This window comes from Kribbella sp. VKM Ac-2568 (genome assembly GCF_004345365.1).
GTDB classification, from domain to species: Bacteria; Actinomycetota; Actinomycetes; order Propionibacteriales; family Kribbellaceae; genus Kribbella; species Kribbella orskensis.
Genome location: NZ_SLVF01000001.1, coordinates 412,328 through 428,665, shown reverse-complemented (window position 1 = coordinate 428,665; position 16,338 = coordinate 412,328). Strand labels below are relative to the sequence as shown.

The 16,338-nt window shown below is 69.6% G+C and carries 18 protein-coding genes; 6 read left to right on the top strand and 12 right to left on the bottom strand.

Annotation, left to right across the window (positions count from 1 at the left end):
- Positions 1-102: 102 nt before the first annotated feature.
- The 3 genes from EV648_RS02060 to EV648_RS02050 form a co-directional block, all read right to left on the bottom strand.
- Positions 103-435, bottom strand: coding sequence for an Lsr2 family protein (locus EV648_RS02060; RefSeq protein WP_132284430.1), 333 nt, complete (start codon positions 433-435; stop codon positions 103-105).
- Positions 436-729: 294 nt separating this feature from the next.
- On the bottom strand, positions 730-2,250 hold the full coding sequence (lysS, locus tag EV648_RS02055; protein ID WP_132284428.1) for a lysine--tRNA ligase: 1,521 nt from the start codon (positions 2,248-2,250) through the stop codon (positions 730-732).
- A gap of 10 nt (positions 2,251-2,260) precedes the next feature.
- Positions 2,261-3,550 carry an MFS transporter gene (locus EV648_RS02050; protein ID WP_132284426.1) on the bottom strand — a complete coding sequence of 430 codons (1,290 nt, stop codon included), beginning with the start codon at positions 3,548-3,550 and terminating at the stop codon, positions 2,261-2,263.
- A gap of 58 nt (positions 3,551-3,608) precedes the next feature.
- Between EV648_RS02050 and EV648_RS02045 the strand changes: the two genes are divergently transcribed.
- The 4 genes from EV648_RS02045 (at position 3,609) to EV648_RS02030 (ending at position 6,343) form a co-directional block, all read left to right on the top strand.
- Entirely contained in the window at positions 3,609-4,181 is a 573-nt protein-coding gene (locus tag EV648_RS02045; protein WP_199234388.1) for a helix-turn-helix transcriptional regulator, read from the top strand.
- Positions 4,182-4,309: 128 nt separating this feature from the next.
- Positions 4,310-4,756, top strand: coding sequence for an NfeD family protein (locus EV648_RS02040; RefSeq protein ID WP_132284422.1), 447 nt, complete (start codon positions 4,310-4,312; stop codon positions 4,754-4,756).
- A complete protein-coding gene (locus EV648_RS02035; RefSeq protein ID WP_132284420.1) occupies positions 4,744-5,598 on the top strand; it encodes an SPFH domain-containing protein in 855 nt (284 codons plus the stop codon). The genes EV648_RS02040 and EV648_RS02035 overlap by 13 nt, the downstream gene beginning before the upstream one ends.
- 46 nt (positions 5,599-5,644) lie before the next feature.
- Positions 5,645-6,343 carry a DedA family protein gene (locus EV648_RS02030; RefSeq protein ID WP_132284418.1) on the top strand — a complete coding sequence of 233 codons (699 nt, stop codon included), beginning with the start codon at positions 5,645-5,647 and terminating at the stop codon, positions 6,341-6,343.
- On the opposite strand, the gene EV648_RS02025 is transcribed toward EV648_RS02030, so the two are convergent.
- Entirely contained in the window at positions 6,329-7,639 is a 1,311-nt protein-coding gene (locus EV648_RS02025; RefSeq protein ID WP_132284416.1) for a hypothetical protein, read from the bottom strand. The two genes, EV648_RS02030 and EV648_RS02025, sit on opposite strands and share 15 nt — an antisense overlap.
- A gap of 83 nt (positions 7,640-7,722) precedes the next feature.
- On the opposite strand from EV648_RS02025, the gene EV648_RS02020 reads away from it, so the two are divergent.
- Entirely contained in the window at positions 7,723-8,130 is a 408-nt protein-coding gene (locus EV648_RS02020) for a TIGR03668 family PPOX class F420-dependent oxidoreductase (RefSeq protein ID WP_132284414.1), read from the top strand.
- Here EV648_RS02020 and EV648_RS02015 read toward each other — a convergent pair.
- Positions 8,121-8,312, bottom strand: a complete 192-nt coding sequence (locus EV648_RS02015; RefSeq protein WP_132284412.1) for a hypothetical protein — start codon at positions 8,310-8,312, stop codon at positions 8,121-8,123. The genes EV648_RS02020 and EV648_RS02015 overlap by 10 nt on opposite strands.
- Positions 8,313-8,411: 99 nt before the next feature.
- Between EV648_RS02015 and EV648_RS02010 the strand changes: the two genes are divergently transcribed.
- The gene (locus EV648_RS02010) at positions 8,412-8,972 is read left to right on the top strand and encodes a carboxymuconolactone decarboxylase family protein (RefSeq protein ID WP_132284410.1); all 561 of its coding nucleotides are present in this window, start codon (positions 8,412-8,414) and stop codon (positions 8,970-8,972) included.
- A 1-nt stretch (position 8,973) separates the two neighbouring features.
- On the opposite strand, the gene EV648_RS02005 is transcribed toward EV648_RS02010, so the two are convergent.
- The 7 genes from EV648_RS02005 to EV648_RS01975 form a co-directional block, all read right to left on the bottom strand.
- Positions 8,974-10,419 (bottom strand): multicopper oxidase family protein, encoded by a 1,446-nt coding sequence (locus EV648_RS02005; protein ID WP_132284408.1) that lies wholly within the window; start codon positions 10,417-10,419, stop codon positions 8,974-8,976.
- 35 nt (positions 10,420-10,454) lie between these two features.
- Entirely contained in the window at positions 10,455-10,898 is a 444-nt protein-coding gene (locus EV648_RS02000; RefSeq protein WP_132284406.1) for a hypothetical protein, read from the bottom strand.
- A 186-nt stretch (positions 10,899-11,084) separates the two neighbouring features.
- On the bottom strand, positions 11,085-11,849 hold the full coding sequence (locus EV648_RS01995) for a type III pantothenate kinase (RefSeq protein WP_132284405.1): 765 nt from the start codon (positions 11,847-11,849) through the stop codon (positions 11,085-11,087).
- Positions 11,849-12,703, bottom strand: a complete 855-nt coding sequence (gene nadC / locus EV648_RS01990; protein WP_132284403.1) for a carboxylating nicotinate-nucleotide diphosphorylase — start codon at positions 12,701-12,703, stop codon at positions 11,849-11,851. Before nadC ends, EV648_RS01995 begins: the two co-directional genes overlap by 1 nt.
- 4 nt (positions 12,704-12,707) lie before the next feature.
- The gene (locus tag EV648_RS01985) at positions 12,708-14,402 is read right to left on the bottom strand and encodes an L-aspartate oxidase (protein WP_132284401.1); all 1,695 of its coding nucleotides are present in this window, start codon (positions 14,400-14,402) and stop codon (positions 12,708-12,710) included.
- 187 nt (positions 14,403-14,589) lie between these two features.
- The gene (gene panC / locus EV648_RS01980) at positions 14,590-15,417 is read right to left on the bottom strand and encodes a pantoate--beta-alanine ligase (protein ID WP_132189592.1); all 828 of its coding nucleotides are present in this window, start codon (positions 15,415-15,417) and stop codon (positions 14,590-14,592) included.
- On the bottom strand, positions 15,414-16,271 hold the full coding sequence (locus EV648_RS01975; protein WP_132284399.1) for a Rossmann-like and DUF2520 domain-containing protein: 858 nt from the start codon (positions 16,269-16,271) through the stop codon (positions 15,414-15,416). The genes panC and EV648_RS01975 overlap by 4 nt, the downstream gene beginning before the upstream one ends.
- Positions 16,272-16,338 lie beyond the last annotated feature (67 nt).

Sequence of the window (16,338 nt, the reverse complement as noted above, 5' to 3'; positions counted from 1 at the left end):
GCCGGTATCGCCATGGCGTCCCTGTCGTGTCCACAGTGTGAAACGGCCGGAATGCGGACGGTCCCGGCGCCATCGCTGGCGCCGGGACCGCAGTCCGGGGAATTACTTGGCGTCGTTGTACGCCGCCCGCACCTCGGCGGAGATACGACCCCGCTCGCTCACCTCGTAGCCGTTGTCCTTGGCCCACGCGCGGATGTCGGCGGAGTCGGTCGCGGACCGGCCCCGTCCGCGCGCACGCCCGCCGGCGCCACCGCGGCGGGCGGAGACCCGGCGCCCCGCTCCGACGTAGGCGGCCAGAGCGTCACGCAACTTGGCGGCATTCTTCTTGGACAGGTCGATCTCGTACGTCGAGCCATCCAGACCGAAGGTCACGGTCTCGTCGGCCTTACCGCCGTCGAGATCGTCCTCGAGAACCACCTGGACCCTTTGCGCCATCGATGACAGTCCTTTCCGCGCCCGCCACCGGGCACAATCAACGTGCGGAATTGTTGCTCCTGATTTGTACCGCACAAACCGGCACCGTGTCATTCAACAGGCACAATGTAACCGAAAGATGTGACTAAAACCTCCGCACCGGCGACGCAACGCATCCGTCGTGACCATCGGTATTCAGCTGGCTGCAGGACGGTTCGACACAAAAATCGGACCCGGGAATGGATTTGGCCGTTGGTTGTGCTATGCAACGGTCCCCGGGTCCGATTTGTCGGCGCCTGTCAGCGGGCAATCAGGTCACTCCGGACGAAGCAGCGGGAAGAGAATCGTCTCGCGGATACCGGCCCCGGTGAACAGCATCACCAGCCGGTCCACGCCCATCCCCATCCCGCCGGCCGGCGGCATCCCGAACTCCATCGCGCGGAGGAAATCCTCGTCCAGGTCCATCGCCTCGGGATCGCCGGCCGCGGCCAGCAACGACTGTGCCACCAGGCGTTCACGCTGGATCACCGGGTCGTTGAGCTCCGAGTACGCCGGCGCCAGCTCGACCCCGTTGATGATCAGGTCGAAAGCCTCGACCAGACCGGGAATTGACCGGTGCGGCTTCGCCAGCGGGCGCACCGACTCGGGATAGTCCTGCACGAAGGTGGGCTGGATCAGGGTGTGCTCGACCAGCTTCTCGTACAGCTCCAGCGCGATCTCGCCGGCATTCCAGCCCGGCTGCAAGTCGACCTGGTGCTGTTCGGCGAGCTTCGTCAAGGCGGCCGCGTCGGTGGTCACGTCCACCGGTTCACCGACCGCTTCGGAGATCAGGTCGAATACGCTCGCCTCGCGCCAGGGTGCGCTCAGATCGATCTCGGAACCGTCACGTCCGGTCACCACCGTGCGGCCCACCGCCTCCGCCGCATTCAGGACTAGATCACGAAGCAAAGTCTTCATCGTGTTGTAGTCGCCGTAGGCCTGATAGGCCTCCAGCATCGAGAATTCCGCGGCGTGAGTGGAGTCGAGTCCCTCGTTGCGGAAGGTCCGGCCGATCTCGTAGACCCGGTCGACGCCGCCGATCATCGCGCGCTTGAGATCCAGCTCGAGCGCGATCCGGAGCAGCATCTGCTGGTCGAAGGCGTTCAGGTGGGTCCGGAACGGCCGGGCCGCCGCGCCGCCATTGGTCAACTGCAGGACCGGCGTCTCGACCTCGACGTAGTCCTGGGCGTCCAGGGTGGCGCGCAGCGACTTCAGCACGGCGGCCTTGGTGCGGACCATGTCGCGCGCCTCCGGCCGGACGATCAGGTCCACGTAGCGCAGCCGGACCCGGGACTCCTCGCTCAGCGGCTTGTGCTCGTTCGGCAGCGGCCGCAGCGTCTTGGCGACCATTTGCCAGGCGGTCGCCTGGACCGAGAGCTCGCCGCGGCGGCTCGTCACCACCTCGCCCTGCACGGACAGCAGGTCGCCGATGTCCACCAGCGCCTTGAACCTGGCCAGCTCCTCCTCGCCGATGTCGGCCAGCGACAGCATCACCTGGAGCTCCGTACCGTCTCCCTCGCGCAGCCGGACGAAGCAGAGCTTGCCGGTGTTGCGCAGGAAGATCACCCGGCCGGCGACGGAGACCTGCTCACCGGTCTTCGTGTCCGGCTCGAGCTCCTGCCCGTCGTACCGGGCTCGCAGGTCCTTCAGCAGGTGGGTCCGGGGCACTGTGATCGGGTACGGTTCGACCCCCTCGGCCAGCAGCCGGTCACGCTTCTCCCGGCGGACCCGCATCTGCTCGGGCAGGTCGTCCTGCCCGCTGTCGGGGGTCACCGGGTTCTCACGTGGCTCAGTCATGCCCCAAAGGCTAGTGACTGACTCCCCTCTCGACCGAATCCATTAGTACTGCGGAACGCGGGCCGGCCTCGGCGGCACCCTGCTCAACCTCCTCGGGTCGGTCGCCCGCAGGCCGCCTCCCGGCCCGAGTCAGGAGTACTCCGGCGGCCACCGCCGCGACGGCGCAGCCGATGCCGCCGGTCACGAATGTTGCCCGGGGCCCCAGGACGGAGCCGGCCAGGCCGCCGAGGAGAAGGGCCAGCAGGCTGAAGGCACGGGCGGTGCCGCCCAGCGCGGCGATCACCCGGCCCCGGACCAGTTCCGCCGACCTGGTCACCACCAGCGTGCTGGTCGCGGCGTTCAGCATGCCGCTGCCGAATCCGACCGCGACGGCGCCGATCACGAGCGGGACCACTCCGCCGGCCAGGCCCATCAGGACGCAGGACACCCCGATCGCCGCCGTACCGGCGAGAACAGCGTGTGAGCGGGCCTTGTCGGTCCGCAGCCGGCCGGTGAACCAGGCACCGGCGATCGCGCCGGCACCCTGGGCCGCCAGGACGCCGCCGTACCCGCTCGGGCCGAGGCCGATCTCGTCCGTGATCAGGAAGACCTCGACCACGTTCACGGCCTCTCCCACCAGGACGAACACCCACAGCGCCGGGACCAGGATCCGCAGCAGCGGGTCCGCGAACATACTCCGCAGGCCGGCCATCAGCGCGCCGCGCTCCCGTACTGCGCCCGGCTCGGGGCTGCGGCGGGTCCGGACCACCCGGGCGACGAGCGCAAGCCCGAGGAAGGTCGAGGCGTCCACCAGCAGAGCCCCGCGATCACCGGACCAGCCGACCAGTACGCCGCCGACGGCTGACCCGGCCAGCGTCGCCACGCCGATCAAGGCCTGGCTCGTGCCGGTAGTGCGACCGACCAGGTCCTCGCCGACGATCCGCGGAATCAGGGCGCCCCACGCGGGTCCCGCGACGGCTTGGCCGACCTGCAGGACGCAGACCAGTGCGAGCGTGGCGGCCAGACCGTGGCAGAACGCCAGCCCGACCCCTGCGGCCGCCTGCAGCAGGGACGACCAGACCAGCACGGTCCGCGAGTCGTAGCTGTCCACGATCCGGCCGGCGAACGGGATCATCACCACCGTCGGTACGGCGAAGGCCAGCAGCAGCGCGGTGATCGCGCCCGGCCCACCGTCGCCGGAAACCCGCAGCATCAAGGCGATCAGCGCGATCGAGTCACCGGCGTACGACAGGGCGCGGGCGGGCAGCACGAGGCGGAGATCGCGGAAGGACCAGATCGAAGTCTGAAGTGATTGCTTCATAACTATGAAGTTAATGCTTCAGATATGCCCGGGTCAAGGGACCGGCTACGCTGTCGCCGTGGCCGCGAAGAAGAAGCGCCTGGAGCTGACCGATCCGCGGGCGATCCGCGCCCTGGCCCACCCGGCCCGGCAGCTGATCATCGAGGAGCTCTACAACGGCCGGGTGCTGACCGCGACCGAGTGCGCCGAACTGGCCGGGCTGACCCCGTCCGCGACGAGCTACCACCTCCGGGCACTGGCCCGCTGGGGCATCGTCGAGCGCGCGGACGACACCACGGACGGCCGCGAGCGGCCGTGGCGGGCCCCGGCGGTCAGCCTGGTCATCTCGTCACAGTCCAGCGGCGCGGGCCGGCTGGCGAGCCAGACGATGATGCGTACCAACGTGAACCGGGTGATGGAGCAGTTCGAGGAGATGTCCGGCGACGATCCCTGGGACGGGCTCAGCCTGATGAGCCGCGCTCGCCTGTGGCTGACGAAGGCCGAGGCCGAGGAGCTCGGCAAGGAGCTCACCGAGGTGATCGACCGGCACCGCCGCGGCCGGACAGCGGCCAGCCATCCGGCAGCCACCCGCCTGGTCAGCACCCTGCTCGCCGTCGTCCCCACCGGCAAAGCCCCCGAAGAAGCCGACTGAGCGCCAGCTGAGCCCGACTGGGGCCCGATTACGGCACTGTCCGAACTGTTAGCCGCCGACAGGACAAGTTTCCGCCGCACCGGAGTACCGTCGAAACGAGAGGGTTTCTCCGCCGCGCAGGTGATCACATGCAGTCCTGGCTTCTCTGGCTGACCATTGCCGCGGTGCTCGGTATCGCCGAGCTGCTGACGGCCACACTCGACTTGTTGCTGCTCGCTGTCGCGGCACTGGCCGCGGCCGCGATCGCCGCTCTCGGCCTGAGCGTGGGGTTGCAACTGCTCGCCTTCGCCGTGACGGCCGCCGCGATGATCACACTGGTCCGGCCGGTCGCTCGCCGGAACCTGAACTCGCACCCGCAGCTACGGACCGGCGTGGCCGCCCTGATCGGGCGGGAAGCGGTGGTTCTGAGCCCGGTCGGACGGGAGCCCGGCCGGGTCCGGATCGGCGGCGAGGAGTGGAGCGCGCGGTCCTACGATCCCGACGTCCTGATCCCTACCGGGACCACGGTCGACGTATTCGCGATCGAGGGCGCCACAGCCCTCGTGCATCCCCGGGAGGATCCATGGCCGAACTGATCGTCGGGATCGTGGTGGCCTTGCTGGCCGTCGTGCTGGTCCTGCGTACCGTCCGCATCGTCCCGCAGGCCAGGGCGAGCAACGTGGAGCGGCTCGGCCGCTATCTGCGCACGCTCGAGCCCGGGCTGAACATCGTCATCCCGTTCATCGACCGGCCGCGGCAGCTGATCGACCTGCGCGAGCAGGTGATCTCGTTCGAGCCGCGGTCGGTGATCACCGAGGAGAACCTGGTCGTCGACATCGACACCGTGCTGTACGTCCAGGTCACCGATCCCCGCGCGGCGGCGTACGAGATCGCCAACTTCGAGCAGGCGATCGAGCAGCTCACCGTCACCACACTGCGCAACGTGATCGGCAGCCTGGACCTGGAGAAGGTGCTGACGTCCCGCGAACACATCAACTCACAGCTGCGCGGCGTGCTGGACGAGGCCTCCGGCAAGTGGGGCATCCGGGTGAACCGGGTCGAGCTGAAGGCGATCGACCCGCCGCCGTCGATCAAGGAGTCGATGGAGAAGCAGATGCGGGCGGACCGGGAGAAGCGGGCCGCGATCCTCACCGCCGAGGGCGTGCGGCAGTCCCGGATCCTGACCGCCGAGGGCGAGCGGCAGGCGGCGATCCTGCGGGCCGAGGGCCAGGCGAAGGCGATCGACACGGTGTTCGAGGCGATCCACCGCAACGACCCGGACCCGAAACTCCTGGCCTACCAGTACTTGCAGATGCTGCCCGAGCTCGCGAAGGGTCCGGGCAACACCTTCTGGGTGATCCCGTCCGAGGTCACGGCGGCGCTACAGAACGTTACGAAGGCGTTCAACGGGACGAACCCTGAAATCCCCCGGGATTAGCTCACAGATCAGCTAAGCGCTTGCGCGCGGGTGCCAGGATGGAGGCATGGGGGGATCAACACTGGACGCGCTGGCCATCGCGGTACCGACCGGCGGCGTCGCCGTACTGGCGTACCTGGTCGTCGGGCTGGTCATCGGCATCGAGAGCATGGGGGTGCCACTGCCGGGCGAGACGACGCTGATCGCCGCCTCGCTGCTGGCTTCGCAGGGTGACCTGAACCTGGTGATCGTGATCGCGGCAGCGGCGGCCGGCGCCATCATCGGCGACTCGGTCGGCTATTTCGTCGGGCGCCGGGCGGGGCGCGGGCTGTTCGACCGGCTCGGCCGCCGGTTCCACCACTTCTCGCCGGAGCGGATCGAGAAGGCCGAGAAGTACTTCCACAAGTACGGCGTCTGGACCGTCTTCTTCGGCCGGTTCGTCGCGCTGCTGCGGATCTTCGCCGGGCCGATGGCGGGCACGCTGCGGATGCCCTACCCGCGGTTCCTCGGCGCCAACGCGGCCGGCGGGATCGCGTGGTCGACGACGATCGGCATCGTCGCGTTCAAGGTCGGCGACAACGCGGACAAGATCTTCGGGGAAGTCTCGGTCTGGGCCCTGGTGGTGATCGCCGTCGCCGCGGTCGCGGCGTACGCCGGCTACAAACTGCGCAAACGCCGCAGCGGGGGGACCGAGGCCGCAGTACCGGCTGATGCCCAGTCGCTGGAGGCGGGACCGATGGCGGTCGAGACGTCAGCGGATGCTTAGCATGAGGTTCGGTGTGGCCGTGCTGTAGAGCGGCCGGCCCAGGTACGTCGCGCTCGGCAGCACGTACCGGAACACAAAGAGGCCCGGCCGCGCGGCCTTGAAGGGGAACACCACCTGGCCCCGCAGGATCCGCACCCGCTTGACGTTGTTCCACCTCTTGGACACTCGGTTCCACTGTTGCAGCAGCGCGACCGCGTTCATCGCCGGCTTCACGGTCGCGTAGACCGTGATCGTCTCACCCCGCCGCCGCGACGCCCCGCCGATGAATCCGGCCGATGCGACCCGTACGACGCCCCTCGTCACCGCCGCCTTGCTCGTCGAGGAGTTGACCACCGATCCCACCCCGCTGTAGAGCGGCACGGTGACCATGTAGGGACGGGTGCCCGCGGCGGTGACCGGTATGTCGTAATACCCGCCGGTGCTGGTGATACCGCGGCCCGCGGGTGTCCACCGGGCGCGCGGCCTGACCTGCGTGAGGACGACCACGGGCAGTCCGGCCGAGGTGGTTCGTTGCTGCACGCAACTGGTCTCCGGGGCGCAGCGGACCTCCTGCAGGATCGCCCGGCCGCGGATCCTCATGGCCACGCTGAACTGCGCCGACCCGGGGACCGACGCGGTCGTCGTACTGGTCCGGCCCGAGATCTCGCCGCCGACCGCGGAGGTCCACTCGTTCTGGGCGCGGAGCTGGAAGAGGTACGGGGGCTCCAGGTCCTTGAGCACCACCCGGGTGGAGGTGGTGCCCGGTCCCATCGCGCGCAGCTGCTCCCCCGGCCGGCCGACGAGCGGCACGTAGAGCTGGGGACGCCCGGTCACGTCCAGCGGATCGTCCGGGCTGAAGTCCTGCGGGGGCGCCGGCACGGTCCAGCGCACGAGCACGTCCTGGCCGGACTCCCCGGTCGGGATGGCGGCCGAGGCGGACGGCCGGACCGGGCCGTCGGTGTCGAACATCGGCGACCTGGCCGGCTTGCTGGTGACACCACCGCTCGACGTCCCGACCGCGAGCGCGATCCGGTAGTTCCCGTCCGGCGGGAACTCCGAGCTCGGGATGTCCCAGGTGTTCGGCGCGTTGTCCGGCAGATACTTCACGTACGACGGGCTGGTGCTGAGCACGCCTTCGATGGTGATCCGGTTCGGCGCGTTCGAGTCCTTCCAACTCACCCGGACGGCCTGGCGGCTCTCACTGGCCCAGGCGAGCGTGACCCCACTCGGCGTCGGGTCCGAGGAGCATGCGGTGAGCAGCGTGGCTCCGCACAGCACCGCGAGAGCCGTCGACAAAACAGCCCGCACTCTGACCATTTCGCCTCACCCCACCCTCACAGCAGCGACGGCTAGACCTTACCTAGTCAGAACAACCGGCGGACCGGCAGTAGGGTCGATCCGTGAGACTCGGGGCGGACGTCTGCCGACACTACCTCGGGACCGCCGAGCGCGCGTTCCTCGCCACTACCGGCGAGGACCTCCGGCCGCACATCGTCCCGGTCGTCTTCGCCCTCGCCGGCGACGAACTCGTGATCGCGATCGACCAGAAGCCGAAGTCCACCACGAACCTCCGCCGGCTGCGCAACCTCGCCTGGAACCCCCGAGTTGCCGTCCTCTGCGACCGGTACGACGCCGACTGGTCCCAGCTCTGGTGGGTCCGTGCCGACGGCGTGGCCCGGGTGGACGAGCAGAACCCGGTGGCGGTGGAGTCACTCGCCGCCAAGTACCCGCAGTACCGGCTGGACCCACCGCGCGGTCCGGTCATCACGATGACGATCGACACCTGGTCCGGCTGGTCCTACAGCTGAGCGGTGGACCGGTGGCTGGCGTCGCGATCGGCCGCGCAGGCCGGGCACAGTCCCCAGTAGGTGACCTCGGCCTCCTCGATCCGGAAGCCACTCCCGTCGTCGGCTCCCAGGCAGGTCGTCTCGCCCACGGCGCGATCGACGTCCTCGATCCGCCCGCAGCTCCGGCAGATCAGCTGGTACATGCACCGCAGCTTTCCAGCTGATCTGGAGTGAGTCAAGAAAACACTCCCGTGGGTCGCGATGAGACACACTGGTGGCCGACACGACCTCCGGGGGGAATCATGGCCTACCTCAATCCGTCCGAACCGCCCGAGGGCTTTCTCGAGGAGAACCGCTCGCCGGCCGGGCACATCCCGAACTTCGTCACCATGTTCGCCGCGCGCCCCGCGGTCTACGAGGCGTGGAAGCAGCTGAACGGCGCGATCAAGGCGGGCATGGACCTCCGCCGCTACGAGCTCGCCACGCTGGCCGCGGCGACGGCGCTGAAGTCCAGCTACTGCTGCCTCGCCCACGGCCAGGTCCTGGCCGAGAAGTTCCTGACCGCCGACGAGGTCGCCGCGCTGGTCCATGACCCGTCCGACGACCCGGTCGACCGAGCCGTCATGTCCTTCGCCCGCAAGGTTGCCGTCGCGGCCCACACCATCACCGAGGCCGACGTCGACACCCTCCGCGCGCAAGGCCTCTCCGACGAGGACATCCTGGACGTCGCCCTCGCCGCGGCCGCCCGCTGCTTCTTCTCCAAGACCCTCGACGCCACCGGCACCACCCCAGACCCGGCGTACAACAGCCTCCCCGCCGCCCTGCGCACAGCCCTCACGGTCGGCCGCCCGATCGACGCCTGACCTACTCGGGCTCGTTGCCGGTGGGGCCGTCGAGGTGGAACGGGGTGGTGACGCCCTCGTACATCAGGTGGGTGATCAGGCCCTGCGCGGCGTGCGGAAGGTTGTGGCAGTGGTCCATCCAGATGCCCGGGTTGTCAGCCAGGAACGCGATCTCGTAGGTCTCGTCGTCCTCGACGTTGAGGGAGTCGACCCACCACGGGCTGCCGGTGGCCGGCTGGCCGTTGCGGCTGAGGACGACCACGTGGTGGCCGTGCAGGTGCATCGGGTGGACCTGGCCGGAGGTGTTCCTGACGGTCATCCTGACGACGTCGCCCTGCTTCACGACGAACATCGGTACGTCGGGGAACTGGTGGCCGTTGATCGTCCACCACAGGCCGGGCTTGCCGTCGAAGAAGCCAGGGCGGCGGCCGATCCGGTACTCGAATTTCCGATCCGCCGATGACGGGTCGAAGGGCAGCGCGGCGGGCTTCCCGTAGGTCAGCAGGTCGACCGGCTCGGGTGGTTCGCGGCCGGTCGGCGCGTCGCCCTCGCCGATCACCAGGGTCGTCGGTCCACCCCCCAGGCCGATCCGGATCGCGTTGGCCGGCAGGGTGATGACTAGATCGATCCGGCCGCCCGCGGTCACGAGCACAGACTTCCCCTCGACCTGCGTCGGCGCGTTCACCTCGGTCCCGTCCACCGCGACCACCTTGTACGGCGCGCCGTCGACCCACGCCGCCATCGGGCCGTTGTCCGTGTTGATCAGCCGGACTCGCACGGTGGAACCGGCGACTCCGGGCACCCGGCGTTCGCCGTACCCGCCGTTGACCGTGCGGACCTTGTCGTACGTGTGGGCCACGGCGACCACGTCTGTCGGGCCCGGCGAGATCACCAGCACGCCGTACAGGCCGCCCTTGACCTGCTCGTGCGACAACTGGTGCGAGTGGTACCAGTACGTGCCGACGTCGGGAGCGACGAAGCGGTACCTGAACGTCTGCCCGGGCATCACCGCGTCCTGGGTGACGCCGGCGACGCCGTCCTGCGCGGCCGGTACGTCGACGCCGTGCCAGTGCAGCGTCATTCCCCCGGAGACCGACTCGTTGACCAGGGTGACCTCGACCAGGTCGCCCTTCTTCGCCTTGATCTCCGGGCCCGGCGAGGTGTGGTTGAGCGTGTAGCCCTCGGTCGAGCCACGGCCGGGGATGTCGAAGCGTTCCTTGCGCGCGACGAGGCTCACCGAGACGTCGGCTGGACGATCCGGGGCCGCGGCCAGCTTGCTCAGGTCGGTTCCGTGGCCGGCGTGCATCAGCGCCACCGACGGGCCGCCGCCGAAGTCGGCGTACCCCATGTCCATCGCCGACATCCCGCCGGGCACCAGGCTCTGCTGCCAGAACCAGCCGATCGGGGCCAGCAGCGCGATCGTGGCCAGCAACCCGATCAGGACGCGGCGGGGCGGCCGGCGGGCCATCAGCTCCGCCGGCCGCTGCTCGTTGCCAAGAGCATCTAGATGGTCGCCTCGGTCGCCGTGGTGTCGGTCGTCGCCGGTGTCGGTGGGCCGGATGCCCGCCTGGCCGCCATGCCCGAGACGCCGAGCAGCACCAGCGCGTTGGCGCCGTGCAAGGCGCCGACCGCGGGCGCGCCGAACGCCACGAAGGCCAGCGCGATCTGCAGCGCCACCAGGCCGAAGACGATCGCCGCCCACTTGACCCCGCCGGGGACGTGCGCGAAGAACGACACGATCAGCAGCAGGATGGCAAGAATCGGGATCACCATCATGCCGATGGTGCCGTGCAGGCTGTGCCCGATGTTGCCGTCGTAGTTCTTGTCGATCACCAAGCCGTCGTCCACGTCCTTGATGGCGGTGAACCAGCCGAGCGCGATCGCCATCGCCTGGACCAGGACGCCGAGCGAGATGAGGCCTGCGAGTACACGGTATGCGGATCTCATGATCCTCCCCCGGATCCCAGCGACGCGCGCCGATGCGACCACGAACCCACCCCGTGGCCCCGGGCCTCCCCACCCGGGTGTCGCTCGTCCTCATGGTGATCCTCTGACCGCCCTGTGCACAAGACCGTTATCCGGTGACCCGGCGCGAACGGACAGTGACCCTGCCCGACCGGGCAGCGGGTGGGATCAGTTGTTGCGGGCAAAGACCTCGTGCAGGCCGTGCAGGGTCAGGAACGGTTCGTGGTGGTCGATCTGGGCGCATTCCGGAATCACCAGCGGCGCCAGCGCACCGGTCGCGACCACCGTGACGGTCGAGCGGTCCAGGCCCTGGTCGGCGATGATCCGGGTGATCAGACCGTCCACCAGCGCGGCGAAACCGAAGATCGCGCCGGACTGCAGCGCTTCCACCGTGTTCTTGGCGACCACCGACCGCGGGCGGACGAGCTCCACCCGGCGGAGTTGCGCCGCAGAAACACCGAGCGCGTCCACGGAACTCTCGATGCCCGGGGCAATCGCCCCGCCGACGAACGCGCCGCCGGGGTTGACCACGTCCACCGTGGTCGCAGTACCGAAGTCCGCCACGATGCAGGGGGCTCCGAATCGGTGGACCGCCGCCAGGGCGTTCGAGATCCGGTCGGTGCCGACCTCGCGAGGGTTGTCCACGAGCACCGGGAGCCCGGTCTTCACGCCCGGCTCGACGACCACGCTCGGTATGTCGCGGTAGTACCGGGCGACCACGTCGCGCAGTTCGTGCAGGACGTGCGGGACCGCGGAGCAGACCGCGATCCCCGAGACCGGGGATTCCCCGGTCAGCAGCCCCTCGAGCAGCACCGCCCACTCGTCCGCCGTACGGCGGGAGTCCGTCCCCACCCACCAGTGCCGCTTGACCGTGCCCTCGTCGATCAGGCCGACCAGCGTCCGGGTGTTCTCGACGGCGACGGCGAGCAGCATCAGGCCGCCTGGAGGTCCATCGCGATGTCGAGGACGGGCGCCGAGTGCGTGAGCGCGCCGACGGCGAGGAAGTTCACGCCGGTCTCGGCGACCTCGCGGGCCAGCTCCAGCGTAAGTCCGCCGGAGGCCTCGAGCCGGGCCCGGCCGGCCACCTTCTCCACCGCCTCGCGCAACTGCTGCACGGGCATGTTGTCGAGCAGGATCAGCTCGGCACCGGACTCGACGGCGATCACCGCGTCCTCCACGGAGTCCACCTCGACCTCGATCGAGATGTCCGGGTAGGCCTTGCGGACCAGCCGGTACGCCTCGGCCACGCCGCCCGCGGCGATCACGTGGTTGTCCTTGATCAAGGCGGCGTCGGAGAGCGCCATCCGGTGGTTCTTGCCGCCGCCACAGCGGACGGCGTACTTCTCCAGGGAGCGCAGCAGCGGCATCGTCTTGCGGGTGTCGCGGATCACCGCGCCCGTGCCGTCGACCGCCGCGACCCAGCGGCTCGTCAGGGTGGCGACGCCGGACAGGTGGCAGAGCAGGTTCAGTGTCGTGCGCTCGGCGGTCAGCAACTGCCGGGTCTTGCCGCGCACGGTCATCAGGACGTCGCCGGCCTTGACCGTGGCGCCGTCCGCGACCGAGTGCTCGATCTCGACCTCTTCCTTGCCCGCGACCAGGCGGATCACCAGCTCGGCGATCTGCAGACCCGCGACCACGCCGTCGGCCCGGGCCACGAACTCCGCCACCGAGACCTGGTCCGCCTCGACGGTGGCCGTCGTGGTGACGTCGACGCCCCCGGCCAGGTCCTCCTCGATGGTGGCCCGGACGAGGTCCTCGACCCACGGCCTGTCGAGTGTTTCATCCATGCTGCTACTTCCCCTCAGGTGATGCTTCGCCTGTTGCTGTGCCTGTTACTGGGTCTGCACGGTGCGCCACGAACGTCGTGGCGGGCCGGGCCGAATCTTCCTCGGCCGGAAGAGTGATGTCCAGACTGCCGGACCAGTTCCGGTCGTCACGATCCGGGTGGTCCTCACGCCAGTGCGAGCCGCGGCTCTCCTCCCGGGTGGTGGCGACCGCGATCAGCGCGGACGCGACCGTGATCAGGTTCGTCGCCTCCCAGCCTGGCGTTCCGGGCTCTCCGGCCGGCTGCTCGATCAGCTTGCCGAGGGTGGCACCCGCCTCCGACAGGCCGCCGGCGCTCCGGATCACGCCGGCGCCGACCGTCATCACCCGCTGCAACTCCGGTACGACGTCCGCGTCCACCAGCCCGGGGACCCGGTGGTCGACCGCGGGCTCCCGCAGTTCCGGCATCTTCTCGGCCAGCGACCCGGCGATCCGCCGGGCGAAGACGAGTCCTTCGAGCAAGGAGTTCGAGGCGAGCCGGTTCGCGCCGTGTACGCCGGTGCAGGCGACCTCGCCGCAGGCGTACAGCCCGGGCACGGAGGTCTGGCCGTGCAGATCGGTCCAGACTCCGCCCGAGGAGTAGTGGCAGGCCGGTGCGACCGGGATCAGCTCGCGGACCGGGTCGATACCGTGCGACCGGCAGGAGGCCAGGATGGTCGGGAACCGCACCCGCCACTTCTCGTCGCCGAAGTGCCGGGCGTCGAGGTAGACGTGGTCCTTGCCGGTGGCAAGCATCTGCCGCATGATCGCCTTCGCCACGATGTCGCGCGGGGCGAGGTCGGCGAGCTCGTGCTGACCCTGCATGAAGCGGTTGCCCCTGTGGTCGACGAGGAACGCGCCCTCACCCCGAACCGCCTCGGAGACCAACGGCTGCTGGCCTTTGGCGCTCTTGCCGAGCCACAACACGGTCGGGTGGAACTGGATGAACTCCAGGTCCCGCACCTTCGCGCCGGCCCGCAGCGCCAGCGCCATACCGTCGCCGGTGGAGACACTCGGGTTCGTCGTCGCGGCGTACAGCTGGCCCAGTCCGCCCGACGCGAGGATCACCGCGCGACTGCGGATCGCGCCGACGCCGTCCAACTGGCCCTCGCCCATCACGTGCAGGGTGACGCCCGCGACCGCACCGTCCTCGGCCGTCAGCAGGTCGAGCACCAGCGCGTGCTCGATGATGCGGATGTCGTCGGCCCGGTTCACCGCGGCGACCAGCGCCCGCTCGATCTCGACGCCGGTGGCGTCCCCGCCTGCGTGCGCGATCCGGTTGCGGTGGTGGCCGCCCTCGCGGGTCAGCGACAGGTCTCCCCCGGCCAGCGTGTCGAACCGCGCGCCCAGGTCGATCAGGTCGCGGACCGCCTTGGGTCCCTCGGTCACGAGCACCCCTACGGCGGTCGGGTCGGACAGCCCGGCACCTGCCACCAGGGTGTCCTTCAGGTGGTCCTCCGGAGAGTCACCCGGGCCGAGCGCCGCGGCGATCCCGCCCTGGGCCCATTGGGTCGACCCCGAGGCGACGACGTCCTTGGTCACCACGAGCACCGAGCCGAGCTCCCGGGCGCGCAGGGCGGCGGTCAGCCCCGCGATGCCCGAGCCGATCACCACCACGTCCACGGTGTCGGTCCAGCCTGGTTCGGGCGCAGCCAACCGCTGCGGCACAGCAGGAGCAGTCATCCGGCGACCGTATCAACCGGCTGCGGTGGGGGCTGGGGGGTCGGTGCAGTTCTCCGGTGTCCGGAGGGGTGCATCGCAAGGCGGAGAAGGAGCCTCGATGCGGTGTTCATCGTGGCTTCTTCTCCAACGCCGCGAGGTGCCCCTCCGGCGCCGGAGAACTGGGCCGACCCCCCAACCCCCACCGCACTCACCGGAGCGTGATGGAAATGTTGTCAATGAGACGAGTGGTCCCTACGCGGGCGGCGATGAGCATGCGGGCTTCGCCTGGACCGATCACCGGGCCCAGGTCCGGTGCTCTGAGTGCCAGGTAGTCGATCTCTACCGATGGAACTGCTTCCAGTTCGGCGTGGGCGGCGGCCAGGACGGCGTCCGGGCCGTTCATGCCTGCCTTCGCGCCCGCGGTGAGCGCCCGGTAGAGCACCAAGGCCTCGTCACGCTCGGTCTCGTTGAGGTAGCGATTGCGTGACGAGAGCGCGAGACCATCCGCCTCGCGCACGGTCTGTACCGGCACGATGTCGACGTCCATGTCCAGGTCGCACACCATCTCGCGGATCAACGTCAGCTGCTGGTAGTCCTTCTCACCGAACAGCGCCAGGTCCGGCGAGGTCAGGTGCAGCATCTTCGACACCACGGTCAGCACGCCGGCGAAGTGGCCCGGCCGAACCATCCCCTCGAGCTCGTCCGCCAGCGGCCCGGGGTGCACCGTGATGGATGGTTCGTTCGGGTAGAGCTCGTCCCGGGACGGGTTGAAGACCAGGTCGACGCCCTCACTCTTGGCGATCGCCAGGTCACTGGCCAGCGTCCGCGGATACCGGTCGAAGTCCTCGGTCGGCCCGAACTGCAACGGGTTCACGAAGATGGTGAGCACCACGCTGCCTTCCGGCCCGACGCGTTCGCGGGCCTCGGCGAGCAACGCCGCGTGGCCTTCATGCAGGGCGCCCATCGTCATCACGACCGCCCGGGGCCGGATCGCCGCGGCCGCCCGCAACTCCGCCTTGGTCTGGGTGAGTCTCACGCCGGTGCCTCCCCTGTTCGATCCCGCTCCAGCACCCCTGCTGCCAACACCTGGTGGAACCGCTCGGCCGTCGTGTGGTCCAGCCGTCCGTCCGCCACTGCCAGGTCCACCGTCGCCCCGGCCAGCTCGGCATACGTGCTCGCGGTGCGGCCCCGCAGTACCGCCAGGTGGGCTGCCACCGTGTCCACGTCGCCGCGCGCGATCGGCCCGGTGAGCGCATCATGACCGGACCGCAGCGTGTTGTCGAGAGTTGCGATCAGCAAGGGCCGCAGTGTTGCCGCCGGGTCGGCGATCCCGGCCTCACGGAGCACCTCGAACGCCTGCGCGAGCAGGGTGGTGAGGTGGTTCGCGCCGTGCACGACGCCCGCGTGGTACAGCGCCCGATCCTCCTCCACGACCCACTGCACGCCGGCCCCGAGGCTCTTCACCAGCCGCTCGACGACCTCCCGTGCCTCTTCCGGGGCGGTCGCCGTGAACACGACGTCCGTGAGGTCTGCCGGGCCGCCCGTGAAGGTCATCGGCGGATGCAGCGCCACCGGGATCGCCTGGACCCCCGCCAGTACGGACAACCCGTGCGCGCCGGACAGGTGTACGACGTACTGGTCCTCCGTCAGCGGGAGATCGGCCGCGACCTGGGCGATCGCCTCGTCCGGTACGGCGACCAGCACCACGTCGGCGCGGGTGGTCACCTCGGCGGGCGACAGGACGGGTACATGCGGAAGAAGCCGCGCGGCGCGGTCGAGTGATGCCCGCGAGCGCGCGGTGAGGCCGGTGACGGGATGTCCGGCGGACGCCAAGGCTGCTCCCAAGGCGCTGCCGGCCCGGCCGGAGCCGATGATGCCGATGCGTTCCATGTCCACTCTCTACGTTCCAGTCCCCAGGCGGTTCGGGGTACCAGACGATTGATGCGGTCGAGAACAG

What these genes read in the sequence shown, in the direction of transcription:
- EV648_RS02060 (WP_132284430.1), bottom strand. Translation starts at nt 435, where the DNA reads ATGGCGCAAAGGGTCCAGGTGGTTCTCGAGGACGATCTCGACGGCGGT.
- lysS (WP_132284428.1), bottom strand. Translation starts at nt 2,250, where the DNA reads ATGACTGAGCCACGTGAGAACCCGGTGACCCCCGACAGCGGGCAGGAC.
- EV648_RS02050 (WP_132284426.1), bottom strand. Translation starts at nt 3,550, where the DNA reads ATGAAGCAATCACTTCAGACTTCGATCTGGTCCTTCCGCGATCTCCGC.
- EV648_RS02040 (WP_132284422.1), top strand. Translation starts at nt 4,310, where the DNA reads ATGCAGTCCTGGCTTCTCTGGCTGACCATTGCCGCGGTGCTCGGTATC.
- EV648_RS02035 (WP_132284420.1), top strand. Translation starts at nt 4,744, where the DNA reads ATGGCCGAACTGATCGTCGGGATCGTGGTGGCCTTGCTGGCCGTCGTG.
- EV648_RS02030 (WP_132284418.1), top strand. Translation starts at nt 5,645, where the DNA reads ATGGGGGGATCAACACTGGACGCGCTGGCCATCGCGGTACCGACCGGC.
- EV648_RS02025 (WP_132284416.1), bottom strand. Translation starts at nt 7,639, where the DNA reads ATGGTCAGAGTGCGGGCTGTTTTGTCGACGGCTCTCGCGGTGCTGTGC.
- EV648_RS02015 (WP_132284412.1), bottom strand. Translation starts at nt 8,312, where the DNA reads ATGTACCAGCTGATCTGCCGGAGCTGCGGGCGGATCGAGGACGTCGAT.
- EV648_RS02010 (WP_132284410.1), top strand. Translation starts at nt 8,412, where the DNA reads ATGGCCTACCTCAATCCGTCCGAACCGCCCGAGGGCTTTCTCGAGGAG.
- EV648_RS02005 (WP_132284408.1), bottom strand. Translation starts at nt 10,419, where the DNA reads ATGGCCCGCCGGCCGCCCCGCCGCGTCCTGATCGGGTTGCTGGCCACG.
- EV648_RS02000 (WP_132284406.1), bottom strand. Translation starts at nt 10,898, where the DNA reads ATGAGATCCGCATACCGTGTACTCGCAGGCCTCATCTCGCTCGGCGTC.
- EV648_RS01995 (WP_132284405.1), bottom strand. Translation starts at nt 11,849, where the DNA reads ATGCTGCTCGCCGTCGCCGTCGAGAACACCCGGACGCTGGTCGGCCTG.
- nadC (WP_132284403.1), bottom strand. Translation starts at nt 12,703, where the DNA reads ATGGATGAAACACTCGACAGGCCGTGGGTCGAGGACCTCGTCCGGGCC.
- EV648_RS01985 (WP_132284401.1), bottom strand. Translation starts at nt 14,402, where the DNA reads ATGACTGCTCCTGCTGTGCCGCAGCGGTTGGCTGCGCCCGAACCAGGC.
- EV648_RS01975 (WP_132284399.1), bottom strand. Translation starts at nt 16,271, where the DNA reads ATGGAACGCATCGGCATCATCGGCTCCGGCCGGGCCGGCAGCGCCTTG.